This window comes from Mycobacterium sp. NGS45 (genome assembly GCF_059812645.1).
On sequence record NZ_JCALDB010000007.1, the window covers coordinates 108,615 to 121,990 of the forward strand.

The window sequence follows — 13,376 nt, forward strand, 5'->3', positions numbered from 1 at the left end:
CCCAACCCGACCGGCTGGACCAACTCATCGGTGGGGGCGAGGCTACACCCCGACGGTGGCCCGGAACAATTTCGACGGTTTCGACGCGATCAACCGGATTGGCCCGTCGTCGGCGGAAACCCAAGCCGCCGAGCCACGCTCGAGTCGCAGCTCACTGGTCTTGGCGATCACGTCCACCGAACCCTGCGCGCAGATCAGCACCTGCGGCCCGTCGTGCAGGCACGGCGCGTCGACCTCATGGCCCAGGTCGGCGCCTTCCAAGGTCAGCACCGACACCGCGAACTCGGCAGCCGGCGTGACGTAGATCCGTTCGATGCCGTCCTGCTCGACCCGCGGTTGCAGATCCGCCGGTGCGGCCGCGGTGAAGTTGAGCACCCGCAGCAACTCCGGCACGTCGACGTGCTTGGGCGTCAATCCACCGCGTAATACGTTGTCGGAGTTGGCCATCACCTCCACACCCATGCCGTGCAGATAGCTGTGCAGGTTGCCGGCTGGCAGGTAGATCGCCTGCCCGGCTTGCAGTTCGATCCGGTTGAGTAGCAAGGCTGCCAGCACACCGGCGTCACCGGGGTAACGCTCCCCCAGCTCGAGCACGGTGCGGGCTTCGGCGTCGAACTCGTCGGCGCCGGAACGCAGGTAGTTGATCGCGCCTTCGAGCACGGCCGGCACCAGGATGTCCAGATCCGGCTGCGGCAATGTGATCCAGGTGGTGAACAGGGCCCGCAGACCATCGGCGTCGGGCTGTTCGGCCAGCAGCGCCACGTACGGATCCAGATCGGACACATGCAGCGCGCGAAGGAGCTCCACCGTCTTGTCCACCGGCCGGAACCCGGCCAGGGCGTGGAACGGTTCCAGCGCCACCAGGATCTCGGGCTTGTGGCTGCGGTCCTTGTAGTTGCGTTCCGGTGAGGTCAACGCGATGCCCATCCGGTCTTCGTAGTCGTAACCCTCGGCGGCTTGCGCCGCACTAGGGTGGGCCTGCAACGACAACGGTTCATCGGCGGCGAGCACCTTGACCAAGAATGGCAGCGTGTCACCGAAGCGGCCGCGCACCGTGGCTCCGAGCTGGCCTTCCGGGTCCGCCTTCACCAGGTCCAGCAGCGAGCGCTCGCCCTCGATGGCCTGGACGAACGCGGGGTCGGCGGGATGAGCGCCCAACCACAGCTCTGCCTCGGGATGATCGGCGGGGACGGCCCGGCCGGTGAAGTCGGCGATCGCCGTCCTCGAACCCCAGGCGTAGGTGCGAATCGCACCACGCAGCAGTTCCACCAACTCTCCTGTCCTCCCCTAACCCCGCATCAACCGCAAGTACGCGGCAGCCATCTCGAGCCGAACCGCCAGCGTGGCCAACTGCTGCTCCGGGCGAACCGCGATGTGGTTTGCCACCGGCTCCGCGCTCGTGCGCTTGGCGTCGGTTTCGGTGCCCGAACTGTCGGGCACGTCGTCGGCGCCGATCACTTCAACCCCGGTGATACCCCCGACCCGGGCCGTCAACACACTACGTTCGGCCGTCAACGCCAGCGCGATCACCCGCAGCCGATCCGGCAGCGGACCGTCGATCTGCTCATCGTGAAACAGTGAGTCCACTGACCCGCTTTGCGCCGAACTGAATCCGGCTTGCACCGCCAAGACGGCGTCTGCCAAACCGGCGGCCGCGACGGTCAGACCCGCGATCCGCAGCAGGACCGTCACCGCATGGCGGGCCAGCGCGACGGTGGCGGTGTTGTCGCCGCACAACGCCACCCGACTGCCCGACATCCGGTCGGCGAGTTGCTTGGCCGGGTTGGTGAACACCTCGCGCGCGGCACTGTTGCGCAATGCCTCGGCGTCCAAGGCATCAGCCAATTGGAAGAGGTCGGCCGGGCAGGCCGGGTCGACGGCGTGCACCACCGCCAAACCGACCGCCAACTGGCGGCACAACCCGAACGCGTCGGGCACCGGCAACCGCGGATCCAGTATGGCGGCGCGGCCGGCGGTCGCGTCGCGCAGCGGCCCTTCATAGGGCGCCGATACCACCACCGGCGCGCCGCGGCGCGCGCCGGTGGCCGCCGCGGTCACCAACGCCGGATCACCCGGGTCGTCGCCGGCGACCACCAAGACATCAAGGGGGCCAATCCAATTCGGCACCTGCGGGCTGAGCACGACCGGCGCCGACGCCGTCGGCCCGAACAGCGCAGCGAACAACTCGCCGGCCGATTCGGCGGTGCCGCGACCGGCCACCCAGATGATCGAACGCGGCCGCAACCCGTCCAGCGCCCCCAGCACACCTTCGTCCACCGCGGAAGCAGTGGCCCGCACCTGCGCACCGGCCATCGACGCCGCACGCAGCAGACCTTCGCGGTCGGCCCCGATCAGTGCGTCGGTGTCATCGAGATCGATGACGGAGCGCAGCGTACTCACGGAACCGCCGCCTGAGCGTCGAGCACCTCCGAGACCTGCGTGACGACGGCGTCGACCTCGTCGATCGCCCGCGCTTCGACGTTCAGCCGCAGCAGCGGCTCGGTGTTGGAGCTGCGCAGGTTGAACCAGACGCCGTCACCCAGGTCGGCCGTCACACCGTCCAGGTGGTCCAGCGAGTGGATTCGGGTGCCGAACGACTTCAGCACGGCCTCAACGCAACTCGGCGCGTCCGCAACCGTGAAGTTGATCTCGCCGGAGGATTCGTAGCGTTGATAGTCCGCGGTCAGATCCGACAGCGAACGCCCCGTGGTTCCCAGCGCAGCGAGTACGTGCAGGGCGGCCAGCATGCCCGAGTCGGCCCCCCAGAAGTCGCGGAAGTAGTAGTGCGCCGAGTGCTCACCGCCGAAGATCGCGCCGGTATCGGCCATCAGCGCCTTGATGTAGGAGTGCCCGACGCGGGAGCGCACCGGGGTGCCGCCGCGCTCGATAACCAACTCCGGCACCGCGTGCGAGGTGATCAGGTTGTGGATCACGGTGGCGCCGGGTTCCCGGCTGATCTCGCGGGCGGCCACCAGCGCGGTCACCGCTGACGGCGACACCGGGCGGCCCCGCTCGTCGACCACGAAACAACGGTCGGCGTCCCCGTCGAAGGCCAAACCGATGTCGGCCTTGGTCTCCAGCACGAACTTCTGCAGATCCACCAGGTTGGCCGGCTCCAGCGGATTGGCCTCGTGGTTGGGGAAGCTGCCGTCGAGCTCGAAGAACAGCGGCAGCAAGGTCAACGCATCGATCGAGCCCAGCACGGCCGGCGCGGTGTGCCCGGCCATCCCGTTGCCGGCGTCGACGGCCACCCGCAGCGGACGCAGCTTCTCGACGTCGACCAGCGAGCGCAGGAATTGCCCGTAGTCGGCGAGCACGTCGCGGTCACTGGACGTACCGGGCGCACCGTCGTAAGCCGGGACCCCGGCGATCACCTGATCGCGGATGGTGGCCAGACCGGTGTCGCGGCCGACCGGTTTGGCCCCGGCCTTGCACAGCTTGATCCCGTTGTATGCGGCCGGATTATGGCTCGCGGTGAACATCGCGCCGGGGCAGTCCAACAGGCCGGAGGCGAAGTAGAGCTGGTCGGTGGAGGCCAGCCCGATCCGCACCACGTCGAGGCCCTGGGCCCGCACGCCGTCGGCGAAGGCCGCGGCCAGCCCGGGCGAGCTATCCCGCATGTCGTGGCCGATCACCACCTGCGTGGCGTCCGGGCGGACCAGCTGTGCGAACGCTGCGCCGACGGCAGCGACGAAGGCTTCGTCCAGCTGCTCACCCACCAGGCCGCGGACGTCGTATGCCTTGATGACGGCGTCCACCGCCGCAGCGGCGAAGCCGGTTGAACTCGACATACGGAGGACTCCCTGACGGATCGGATCGGTCCCCGTCAGCCTAGCTGTTAACCCCCACCCAATTGGCACCGCTGGTAGCCATCCGAGGGGGCCGGGCCGCGTCGGTTCAGTCGGTGGGATCGGGCAGGACCCGCAGGTGGCCACGCCGGCGGCCGGTTCCCGACGGACGCTGCGCGGGCGGCGCCATCACGCTTGCCGTCCCGCCGGTTCCGCCGCGCACGACGGACTGGTTGGTGGTCGGATCGCTGAAGCTGCCGGCCTGGGTGGCTGCCGCAGATGCGGTGTTCCGGCCCTCGCGGACGGCGTCGGCCAGAGCGACCAGGTCGTCGTCGTCGGGATGGCTGGGCAGTGGGCCGGCGTGCCGGACCAGCTCCCAGCCGCGGGGCGCGGTGATCCGACCTGCGTGCGATACGCACAGATCCCAGGAGTGCGGCTCAGCCACGGTGGCCAGCGGCCCGACGACGGCGGTGGAATCCGAGTAGACGAAGGTCAGCGTCGCCACCGCGTAATGAGGGCAGCCTGGCCGGCAGCAGCGACGGGGAACGTTCACGCAGCGAGGTTATCGTGCAGGGTCGTTCCCCGGGAGGCTGACACGCGCAGATGGCGCCCCAGGACCGAACCGTTACCTCGTCGTGAAGAACAGTAACGTTATTCGTGGGGCAGGTGGGGCAGCCGACTACTGCTGCCGGCACCGCGGCTCTCGTCCCACCGGCGGTCCCCGAGCTCGCGTTCACACCGCGGCTGTGGCCCCACCGACTACCATCTGCGCGATGTCTCCTTCGCGCAGTTCCCATGGCCGATCGGTGGGCCGGTCCGCCGGCCGACGCGGCCGGGAATGGCGCGGGCCGCTGCTGCCGCCGACGGTGCCGGGCTGGCGCAGTCGGGCCGAGCGCTTCGACATGGCTGTGCTGGAGGCCTACGAGCCGATCGAACGGCAATGGCGCGACCGGCTCACCGGCCTCGACGTGGCCGTCGACGAAATTCCCCGCATCTCACCGCGCGATCCGGAGAACGTGTCCTTCCCGCCGGAAGTGATCGCCGACGGCCCGATCGCGCTGGCCCGGCTGATCCCGGCCGGGGTGGACGTGCGCGGAAATTCGACACGAGCTCGAATCGTGTTGTTCCGCAAGCCGATCGAACGCCGCGCCAAGGACACTTTGGAACTCGGTGATCTGTTGCATGACATCCTGGTCGCGCAGGTGGCGACCCATCTGGGTGTCGAACCGTCGGTCATCGACCCGAGCATCGACGACGACTGAGGCCTACGGCGGCCGCCGACATTGGCTGCCGACGGCAGGCAGCCAGCATTTCTCCGGAAATGCAATCACATGGGTCCCAATGGGCACTTTGGACCCACCAATAATCACAATGACCACATTTGCCCCAGATATCCCTGCCGGAAATTGCACCTACATGCATTTCCGAGTCCGGCAATTGCCCGAGCTGCACACTGACCGCGGACGCTGCCTCCCCCACCAACGCAAGCGTGCACCTACATGTACTTGCTGCCGCCAGATGCAGATACATGTAGGTGCACGCTCGCACCCCGGGGAAGAACAGTTAGATGATGCCGCGCTTGAGCCGACGACGCTCCCGCTCGGACAGTCCACCCCAGATGCCGAAGCGCTCGTCGTTGGCCAACGCATACTCCAGGCACGCGTCCTTCACCTCGCACCCGAGGCAAATCCGTTTGGCCTCACGGGTAGAGCCGCCCTTTTCCGGGAAGAACGCCTCGGGATCGGTCTGCGCGCACAGTGCGCGTTCCTGCCATTGATCGTCGACCGGTTCGGCTTCGGATTCGAACGCATCTGGCACCAGACTCAAGTGTGGTCTGCCAGTGATCCCCCCGACAACCGGCGCGATGTTGGTGTGCGGTCCGCTCCCGATGGCTCCGTAAAACTGCTCAAAGGTCATTTCCCGCCTCCTCACCTTGTCTCGTATTCCGTTAATGTCGCCCACTATTTCGTGCGTGGCCATCCCGATTCGAACAAGTGATCGAATCTCGGTCCGCGACACCGGATCCGGCCGGCGCACCCGGGAAATGACACTGTTGTGATTAGACACGGGTTAGCTGTCGGGGTCAAGCCGCAGGGCGGGAATTCATACCATTTCGTTGTGACATTCTGGCGCGTCGTCACCTCGGCGTGTCGTGTGAGTAATCGCACTGAGATTTTCGAGTGTCGATTCGGTCATCGCCGCGTTCACACAGCGCCTGCCCAGCTACCGGCCTCAAACCGGCAACGCCTAGTCTCGATCACCGTGAAGATCACTGTACTGGTTGGTGGAGTGGGCGGGGCCCGCTTCTTGTTGGGCGTACAGCAATTTTTGGGCCTGGGGCAGTTTGCCGGGTCCGGTTTGGTGGCGCCCGACGAGCACCAACTCAACGCCGTGGTCAACGTCGGCGACGACGCCTGGATGCATGGGCTGCGGATCTGCCCGGACTTGGACACCTGCATGTACACCCTAGGCGGTGGTATCGATCCCGAACGCGGCTGGGGGCACCGCAACGAAACCTGGAACGCCAAGGAGGAACTCGCGGCCTACGGTGTACAGCCGGACTGGTTCGGCCTGGGCGACCGCGACCTGGCCACCCATCTCGTGCGTAGTCAGATGCTGCGCGCCGGCTACCCGCTCACCCAGGTCACCGAGGCGCTGTGCGCACGCTGGCAGCCCGGCGCACGCCTGCTTCCCGCGTCCGACGACCGTTGCGAAACCCACGTCGTGATCACCGACCCGGAAACCGGCGATCGTCGCGCCATCCACTTCCAGGAGTGGTGGGTTCGCTACCGCGCGCAGGTGCCCACCCACAGCTTCGCGTTCGTCGGTGCGGAAAAGGCCGCCGCGGCAACCGAGGTCACCGAGGCCATCGCCGAGGCCGACGTCGTCTTCCTGGCGCCATCGAACCCGGTGGTCAGCATCGGCGCGATCCTGGCCATCCCCGGCGTCCGCGGCGCGCTGCGCTCCACACCCGCTCCGGTCGTCGGTTACTCCCCGATCATCTCCGGAAAGCCACTGCGCGGCATGGCCGATGAATGCCTGTCGGTGATCGGCGTGGAGTCCACCTCGCAGGCCGTCGGTGAGCACTACGGTCCCCGCGCCGGCACCGGTCTGCTCGACGCCTGGCTGATCGCCGAGACCGATGATGCCAAGATCGACGGCGTCAAGGTGGCTGCGATCCCGCTGCTGATGAGCGACCCGTCGGCCACCGCGCAGATGGTGCACGCCGGACTCGAACTGGTGGGTGCGCGGGCATGACCGAACACGGCGCCGGCAGCGTCATCGACATCCTGCCCATTCCGGGACTTCCCGAGTTCCGCCCGGGCGACAACCTCGCCGAGGCGATCGCCACGGCCGCGCCCTGGCTGCGCGACGGCGACGTGGTCGTGGTCACCAGCAAAGTGGTCTCCAAGTGCGAGGGCCGCATGGTGGAGGCACCGTCGGACCCCGAGCAGCGAGACGCGCTGCGCCGCAGGTTGATCGACGAGGAGGCGGTGCGGGTACTGGCCCGCAAGGGTCGTACCCTGATCACCGAGAACGCCTACGGTCTGGTGCAGGCCGCTGCCGGCGTGGACGGCTCCAATGTCGACAGCGGCGAATTGGCCTTGCTACCACTGGATCCCGATGCCAGTGCCGCCACGCTGCGGTCCGGCCTGGACAACCAGCTCGGCATCACGGTCGCGGTGGTGATCACCGACACCATGGGCCGAGCCTGGCGCAACGGGCAGACCGATGTCGCGATCGGCTCGGCCGGCCTGCCGGTGCTGCACGGTTACGCCGGGTCGGCCGACGTGCACGGCAACGAACTGGTGGTCACCGAGATCGCGGTGGCCGACGAGGTCGCAGCCGCCGCTGATCTGGTCAAGGGCAAGTTGACCGGCATCCCGGTTGCGGTGGTGCGCGGCCTGCGTTTCGATGACGACGGGTCCACCGGACATGACCTGGTGCGCTCCGGCACCGATGACCTGTTCTGGCTCGGCACCGCCGAAGCGATCGAGTTGGGCCGCCGGCAGGCATTATTGCTGCGCCGCTCGGTGCGACAGTTCGCCGCCGATCCGGTCGAGCCGGAGTTGATCGAATCGGCGGTGGCAGAGGCCCTCACCGCACCCGCCCCGCATCACACCCGGCCGGTGCGCTTCGTCTGGCTGCGCGACCCGCAGCGGCGGGTGGCGTTGCTGGACGCGATGAAGTCCGCGTGGCGCGCCGATCTCGCCGGGGACGGCAAGTCTGCCGCGGCGATCGAACGTCGCGTCAGCCGCGGCCAGATCCTCTACGACGCGCCCGAAGTGGTGATCCCGTTCATGGTGCCCGACGGCGCCCACCACTATCCGGATGCGGCCCGCACCCAGGCCGAGCACACCATGTTCACCGTGGCGGTCGGCGCCGCCGTGCAGGGGCTGCTGGTCGCGTTGGCCGTGCGCGAGGTCGGCAGCTGCTGGATCGGCTCGACCATCTTCGCCGCCGACCTGGTGCGCACCGAGCTGGATCTGCCAGACGATTGGGAACCCCTGGGTGCGATCGCCATTGGCTATCCCGCGGAACCGTCCGGCCCGCGCGAGGCAGTCGACGTCGACGGATTGCTGGTACAGCGATGAGCTTGCATGACTCGGTGGTGGCCAGGTTGTCGGAGTGGACCACCGACGACCCGGGGCAGGATGCGCTGCGGCACGCCGTGCTGGCCTTCGTGCTGGCCCGCCCCGATGCCTGCGAGCGAGCTTGCGTGCCGGGACACATCACCGCTTCGGTGGCCGTGCTCGACGCCGCCGGCGAGAACGTGTTGTTGACCCTGCATCCGCGGTTGGGCCGCTGGGTGCAACTCGGCGGGCATTGCGAGCCCGAGGACGTCGACATCCGCGCGGCCGCGCTCCGGGAAGGCACCGAGGAGTCCGGGATCAACGGGTTGGTATTGCAGCCCGAACTGGTGGCCCTGCACGTCCATCCGGTGACCTGCTCGCTGGGTGTGCCGACCCGGCATCTGGACCTGCAGTTCGCCGCGCGGGCAGCCAAGGATGCGGTGATCGCGGTCAGCGACGAATCGTTGGATCTGGCCTGGTGGCCGGTGGACGCGTTGCCGCCCGATGCCGACCCCGCCTTGCGCCACCTGGTCAGCCAAAGCGTTCAGTTAGAACCACCAACTGCATTCACTTAGAAGCTAGGTACGCAAAAACAGCCAGAACACCTACCTACGTACTAACTGAACGCGGGTGTGCTACCCCACCTGCGTTCACATAGAACCCAGGTACGTCAAGACAGCCAGAACGCCTACCTACGCGCTAACTCAACGCGGCTGTGCTACCCCACCTGCGTTCACATAGAAGCTAGGTACGTCAAGACAGCCAGAACGCCTACCTACGCGCTAACTCAACGCGGCTGTGGATGGCTGATCACACGAACGCCACTCCTCTGCCACTCTCCGACTCATGGAGTCGATCTTCAACGGCAGCAAGGCATTGCGTTCCGGCGCGGTCACACGGCACGGCTTGCGCGCTGAGCATCTGCGGCTGTTTCCTGACATCTACGCGCGCAAGGACGCACCGCTCACACTGTGGGACCGCATCGTCGGGGCATGGCTGTGGTCCAAGGGACAGGGTGTCGTGTCAGGTCTGGCGGCTGCCGCGCTGCACGGCCACAAATGGGTCGACGACGACTGCGTGATCGCGCTGAACTACTCGAACAACCGGACGCCGCCCGGCGTGGTCGCTCGGCAAGACACGCTCCTGGCCGACGAGATCACCTCCATCAACGGCATCCCGGTCACCACGGTGGAACGCACCGCGTTCGACTTCGCCCGGCTCGCACCGGTGTGGACGGCGATCAAGCACTTGGATGCTCTCGCCAACGCCACGCATTTCAAGGTCGAGGATGTCCTGGCCATTGCCGAGCGTCACCCCCATGTCCGCGGGCTTCGGCGCATTCCCGATGTGTTGAGCCTCGTGGACTCCGGAGCAGAATCGCTGAAGGAAACCGACCTGCGTCTGGTGCTGATCAACGGCGGGTTTGCCCCACCGAGGACCCAGATCCCGATCCCGCGGCCGGACGGTCGTTTCTACTTCCTCGACATGGGTTGGGAGGATGAGCTCGCCGCAGCCGAGTACGACGGTCAACAGCATCGCGAAGACTCAGAACAGTACCGTAACGACATCATCCGCTCTGAATTCATCGAGCATTTGGGGTGGCAACGCACCCGGGTGGTCGCCGGCGACCGCAACCCGGACATCTTGGCCCGGGTCGCAAGAACTCGCGCGCCTCGGGTAGCCGAACCCGGTGTGCTGGTGAGGAAATTCGGGCCTAAAATACTCTTCAGACGCGACGCGGCCCCAAGCTCATTCAGTTAGACGCTACGTAGGTCAAAACGCCGTTTTCGCCTACGCCAGCTCTAACTCAACGCAAAGGGTTAGACGTCGCTCAACGCAAAGGGGTAGACGTCGCTCAACGCGAAAGATTAGACGTCGCTGGAGTACCGGATTCCGCAGTCCGGCAAGGTAACCCCCGGCCACACCCGCGCACCGCGCAGCAGTTCGCAGCGGGCACCGATATCAGCGCCGTCGCCGATCACACCGTCGCGGATCAACGCCCGCGGGCCGACCCGGGTACCGAAGCCGATGATCGAGCGTTCGATCACCGAACCGGCCTCGACCCGCGCGCCTTCGAAGATCACTGCACCGTCGAGGCGCACACCCGGACCGATCTCAGCGCCCCGGCCCACCACGGTTCCGCCGACCAGCACCGCGCCGGGTGCCACCGACGCCGAATCGTGCACCAGCGACTCGCCACGATGCCCGCCCAACGCCGGCGACGGCGCAATGCCGCGCACCAGATCCGCCGAGCCTCGCACGAAGTCCTCCGGGGTCCCCATGTCGCGCCAGTAGGTCGAGTCGACGAAACCGCACACCTTGACACCGTCGGACAGCAAGGCCGGGAACACTTCTCGCTCCACCGATACCTCACGCCCCACCGGGATCCGGTCGATCACAGACCGGTCAAACACATAACAGCCGGCGTTGATCTGATCGGTCGGCGGGTCCTGGGTCTTCTCCAGGAACGCCGTCACCCGTCCGCTCTCATCGGTCGGAACACACCCGAACGCCCGCGGATCGGCCACCCGAGTCAAGTGCAAAGTCAGCCCGGCGCCGGTCGAAGAATGCGCATTCAGGAGATCGGTCAGGGAAGCACCGGACAGCACGTCGCCGTTGAACACCATCACGGTGTCGTTCCGCAACAATGAAGCCACGTTCGCGATACCGCCACCGGTGCCCAGCGGTTCGGATTCGAAGACGTACTCGATCTCGAGACCCAGCTTGGACCCGTCGCCGAACTCGGCCTCGAACACCGACGCTTTATACGACGTCCCCAGCACCACATGCTCGATACCGGCCGCGGCGATCCGCGACAGCAGATGCGTCAGGAACGGCAGGCCGGCGGTCGGCAACATCGGCTTGGGCAGCCCCAGGGTCAGCGGCCGCAGCCGAGTGCCCTTACCGCCGACCAGGACGACGGCGTCGACCTTCTTCGGATCTGTCATCGCTGTTCCCTTCTCGCCGCCCGACGCGCACGACGGCTCAACGCCTTGTCGCCACCGCCATCAGTTGCCCGACGCGCACTGCGAACAACCAGGCGTGATCGTACGACCAGCGCGCCCCGCATGGCCCAGCGCAGCGGCGCTCGGCTCCAGCCGGTGTGCCGGTCCGACAGGTAGGTCCAGGTGCTGCGGTGATGGGCAGCCAGATTCGCCGCCGGGTCCCGGCCGGTGGAATGTCCCTTGTCGTGCAGCACCTCGGCCGACGGCGCATACACGTTCAGCCAGCCGCCGCGGCCGAACCGGTCGCCCAGATCGACGTCTTCCATGTACATGAAATACCGCTCATCGAAACCGCCGACCGCGTCGAAAGCCTTGCGTCGCACCAGAAGACATGCCCCGGACAGCCAGCCCACCGGCCGTTCGCTGGGTTCGGCGCGGTCCTGGCGGTAGGCCGCGGTCCACGGGTTGCGCTTCCAGAACGGCCCGACGACGGCGTGCATGCCGCCGCGGATGACGCTCGGCAGGTGCCGCGCCGACGGGTAGACCGCGCCGTCCGGGTCGCGGATCAGCGGGCCCACTGCCGCGGCCTGTGGCCAGCGCGCGGCGACCTCGAGCAGCGCGTCGATGCTGCCCGGCGACCACACCACGTCCGGGTTGGAGATCACCACGAACTCACTGTCCGGCAGCGAGGACACCGCCCGGTTCACCGCGGTGCCGTAGCCCAGGTTGCCGCCGGTGGACAAGAGCTGAGCGTCGTGGCGCCGCACCGCGGCCTCGGGCGCACCGTCGGTGGAGCCGTTGTCGGCGATCGTGACCCGCAGCGGCCGGTCGGTGGCCACGGTCAGCGACGACAAGAACCGCTCCAGGTGTTCACCCGGTGAATAGGTCACCGTCACCACGGGCAGTTCGTCGCTCATCCGCTAGAGGTTAGCCGCCAATTGGGCGTGGTCTGGCTCACGGTCTGCCCTCCCCTCCGCATTGAGCCCCCACCTCCCGCATTGAGATAGCCCCACCTTTGCGTTCACATAGCGCTGAGGTAGGCATTCCAGGCGAAAACCCGTACCTAGCCTCTAAGTGAACGTGTTCTAGTGCTCGCCCCTAAGTGAACGTGTTCTAGTGCTCGCCTCTACGTGAACGTGTTCTAATGCCCGCCCCTAAGTGACGTGTTCCAATGCCGCATCAACCGCCGCACGCCAGTCCCGCAACGGGGTCAACCCGGCCGCAGCAGACTCCACCGACCCCAGCGCCGAGTACGACGGGCGAGGCGCCGGTCGCGGATTCACCGCACTGGACACCGGCCGCACCAGCGCAGGATCGGCCCCGCACGCCGTGTACACCGCCACGGCCTGGTCATACCGGCTGCCTGCCCCGGCATTGGCCGCATGCAGCACCGACGCCCGGACGCCCGATGAAATGATCTGCAACAACGCCGCCACCAGGTCCGCCGAGTAGGTAGGCGAGCCCGCCTGGTCGTCCACCACGTCCACGGCCTCGCCGGCCAAAGCCCGCCGGGCCATCACCGCGACGAAGTCCGACCCCACCCCGGTGTACACCCAGGACGTGCGCACCACCACGGCCGACGGCAACACCCCCAGCACCGCGTTCTCGCCGGCCAGCTTGGACGCCCCGTACACGCTCAGCGGTGCGGTCGGGTCCGACGGCTCATACGGCCGCCCAGGAGCCGAAGCCCCACCAAAGACGTAGTCGGTAGAGATATGGATCAGCCGCGCCCCCGCCGCACAGCACGCGGTGGCCACAGCCCCAGCACCGACGGCATTGACGGCAAACGCGCGGTCCCGGTCCCCCTCGGCAGCGTCGACATTCGTGTAGGCCGCGCAGTTGACGACGACGTCGTCGTCGCGCAGCGCGGGAGCGCCACCCGAGGTGATGTCCCACTCCGAGGAGCCCAGCGCCAACACCTGATGGCCCGCCGCCCCCGCAGCGGTTGCCAAAGCACGACCTACCTGACCGGCCCCGCCGGTGATGACGATCCGCCCAGACACGCCGTCGAGTCTGGCACGCCGAGGCGGGCTACCCCGATCCGGGCGCGCGCGCCAGTAGCCTGAGGC

Annotated in this window: 13 protein-coding genes; 5 read left to right on the forward strand and 8 right to left on the reverse strand. The window is 67.4% G+C overall.

Going from position 1 to position 13,376, the window contains the following annotated elements; translation table 11 throughout:
* Window positions 1-42 precede the first annotated feature (42 nt).
* From manA to AC5Y3P_RS08665, 4 genes are all read right to left on the reverse strand, one after another.
* Window positions 43-1,269, reverse strand: coding sequence for a mannose-6-phosphate isomerase, class I (manA, locus tag AC5Y3P_RS08650; RefSeq protein WP_500045489.1), 1,227 nt, complete (start codon window positions 1,267-1,269; stop codon window positions 43-45).
* Between the two features lie 18 nt (window positions 1,270-1,287).
* Window positions 1,288-2,400 carry a TobH protein gene (locus tag AC5Y3P_RS08655; protein WP_500045490.1) on the reverse strand — a complete coding sequence of 371 codons (1,113 nt, stop codon included), beginning with the start codon at window positions 2,398-2,400 and terminating at the stop codon, window positions 1,288-1,290.
* Window positions 2,397-3,791, reverse strand: coding sequence for a phosphomannomutase/phosphoglucomutase (locus tag AC5Y3P_RS08660; RefSeq protein WP_500045491.1), 1,395 nt, complete (start codon window positions 3,789-3,791; stop codon window positions 2,397-2,399). Before AC5Y3P_RS08660 ends, AC5Y3P_RS08655 begins: the two co-directional genes overlap by 4 nt.
* A gap of 106 nt (window positions 3,792-3,897) precedes the next feature.
* Window positions 3,898-4,341 carry a DUF3499 domain-containing protein gene (locus AC5Y3P_RS08665; RefSeq protein ID WP_500045492.1) on the reverse strand — a complete coding sequence of 148 codons (444 nt, stop codon included), beginning with the start codon at window positions 4,339-4,341 and terminating at the stop codon, window positions 3,898-3,900.
* Between the two features lie 220 nt (window positions 4,342-4,561).
* Here AC5Y3P_RS08665 and AC5Y3P_RS08670 point away from each other — a divergent pair, with 220 nt between their 5' ends.
* The gene (locus AC5Y3P_RS08670) at window positions 4,562-5,050 is read left to right on the forward strand and encodes a metallopeptidase family protein (protein WP_500045493.1); all 489 of its coding nucleotides are present in this window, start codon (window positions 4,562-4,564) and stop codon (window positions 5,048-5,050) included.
* Window positions 5,051-5,351: 301 nt separating this feature from the next.
* On the opposite strand, the gene AC5Y3P_RS08675 is transcribed toward AC5Y3P_RS08670, so the two are convergent.
* A complete protein-coding gene (locus AC5Y3P_RS08675) occupies window positions 5,352-5,705 on the reverse strand; it encodes a WhiB family transcriptional regulator (protein ID WP_500045494.1) in 354 nt (117 codons plus the stop codon).
* Window positions 5,706-6,050: 345 nt separating this feature from the next.
* On the opposite strand from AC5Y3P_RS08675, the gene cofD reads away from it, so the two are divergent.
* The 4 genes from cofD (at window position 6,051) to AC5Y3P_RS08695 (ending at window position 10,123) form a co-directional block, all read left to right on the forward strand.
* Window positions 6,051-7,046 carry a 2-phospho-L-lactate transferase gene (gene cofD, locus AC5Y3P_RS08680; protein ID WP_500045495.1) on the forward strand — a complete coding sequence of 332 codons (996 nt, stop codon included), beginning with the start codon at window positions 6,051-6,053 and terminating at the stop codon, window positions 7,044-7,046.
* Complete coding sequence (locus tag AC5Y3P_RS08685; protein ID WP_500045496.1) at window positions 7,043-8,383, forward strand: coenzyme F420-0:L-glutamate ligase; 1,341 nt, start codon at window positions 7,043-7,045, stop codon at window positions 8,381-8,383. The genes cofD and AC5Y3P_RS08685 overlap by 4 nt, the downstream gene beginning before the upstream one ends.
* Entirely contained in the window at window positions 8,380-8,937 is a 558-nt protein-coding gene (locus tag AC5Y3P_RS08690; RefSeq protein WP_500045497.1) for an NUDIX hydrolase, read from the forward strand. The genes AC5Y3P_RS08685 and AC5Y3P_RS08690 overlap by 4 nt, the downstream gene beginning before the upstream one ends.
* Window positions 8,938-9,208: 271 nt before the next feature.
* Complete coding sequence (locus AC5Y3P_RS08695) at window positions 9,209-10,123, forward strand: hypothetical protein (RefSeq protein ID WP_500045498.1); 915 nt, start codon at window positions 9,209-9,211, stop codon at window positions 10,121-10,123.
* 107 nt (window positions 10,124-10,230) lie between these two features.
* Here AC5Y3P_RS08695 and manB read toward each other — a convergent pair whose 3' ends face one another.
* From manB to rfbD, 3 genes are all read right to left on the reverse strand, one after another.
* Window positions 10,231-11,310, reverse strand: a complete 1,080-nt coding sequence (gene manB / locus AC5Y3P_RS08700) for a mannose-1-phosphate guanylyltransferase (RefSeq protein ID WP_500045499.1) — start codon at window positions 11,308-11,310, stop codon at window positions 10,231-10,233.
* Window positions 11,307-12,224 carry a glycosyltransferase family 2 protein gene (locus AC5Y3P_RS08705; RefSeq protein ID WP_500045500.1) on the reverse strand — a complete coding sequence of 306 codons (918 nt, stop codon included), beginning with the start codon at window positions 12,222-12,224 and terminating at the stop codon, window positions 11,307-11,309. The genes manB and AC5Y3P_RS08705 overlap by 4 nt, the downstream gene beginning before the upstream one ends.
* Before the next feature lie 237 nt (window positions 12,225-12,461).
* Window positions 12,462-13,310 (reverse strand): dTDP-4-dehydrorhamnose reductase, encoded by an 849-nt coding sequence (gene rfbD / locus AC5Y3P_RS08710; RefSeq protein WP_500045501.1) that lies wholly within the window; start codon window positions 13,308-13,310, stop codon window positions 12,462-12,464.
* Window positions 13,311-13,376 lie beyond the last annotated feature (66 nt).

Excerpts from the sequence above, each read along its gene's own strand:
- AC5Y3P_RS08670 (WP_500045493.1), top strand. The coding sequence starts at position 4,562 with ATGTCTCCTTCGCGCAGTTCCCATGGCCGATCGGTGGGCCGGTCCGCC.
- manB (WP_500045499.1), bottom strand. The coding sequence starts at position 11,310 with ATGACAGATCCGAAGAAGGTCGACGCCGTCGTCCTGGTCGGCGGTAAG.
- AC5Y3P_RS08685 (WP_500045496.1), top strand. The coding sequence starts at position 7,043 with ATGACCGAACACGGCGCCGGCAGCGTCATCGACATCCTGCCCATTCCG.
- AC5Y3P_RS08675 (WP_500045494.1), bottom strand. The coding sequence starts at position 5,705 with ATGACCTTTGAGCAGTTTTACGGAGCCATCGGGAGCGGACCGCACACC.
- AC5Y3P_RS08695 (WP_500045498.1), top strand. The coding sequence starts at position 9,209 with ATGGAGTCGATCTTCAACGGCAGCAAGGCATTGCGTTCCGGCGCGGTC.
- AC5Y3P_RS08705 (WP_500045500.1), bottom strand. The coding sequence starts at position 12,224 with ATGAGCGACGAACTGCCCGTGGTGACGGTGACCTATTCACCGGGTGAA.
- AC5Y3P_RS08660 (WP_500045491.1), bottom strand. The coding sequence starts at position 3,791 with ATGTCGAGTTCAACCGGCTTCGCCGCTGCGGCGGTGGACGCCGTCATC.
- AC5Y3P_RS08690 (WP_500045497.1), top strand. The coding sequence starts at position 8,380 with ATGAGCTTGCATGACTCGGTGGTGGCCAGGTTGTCGGAGTGGACCACC.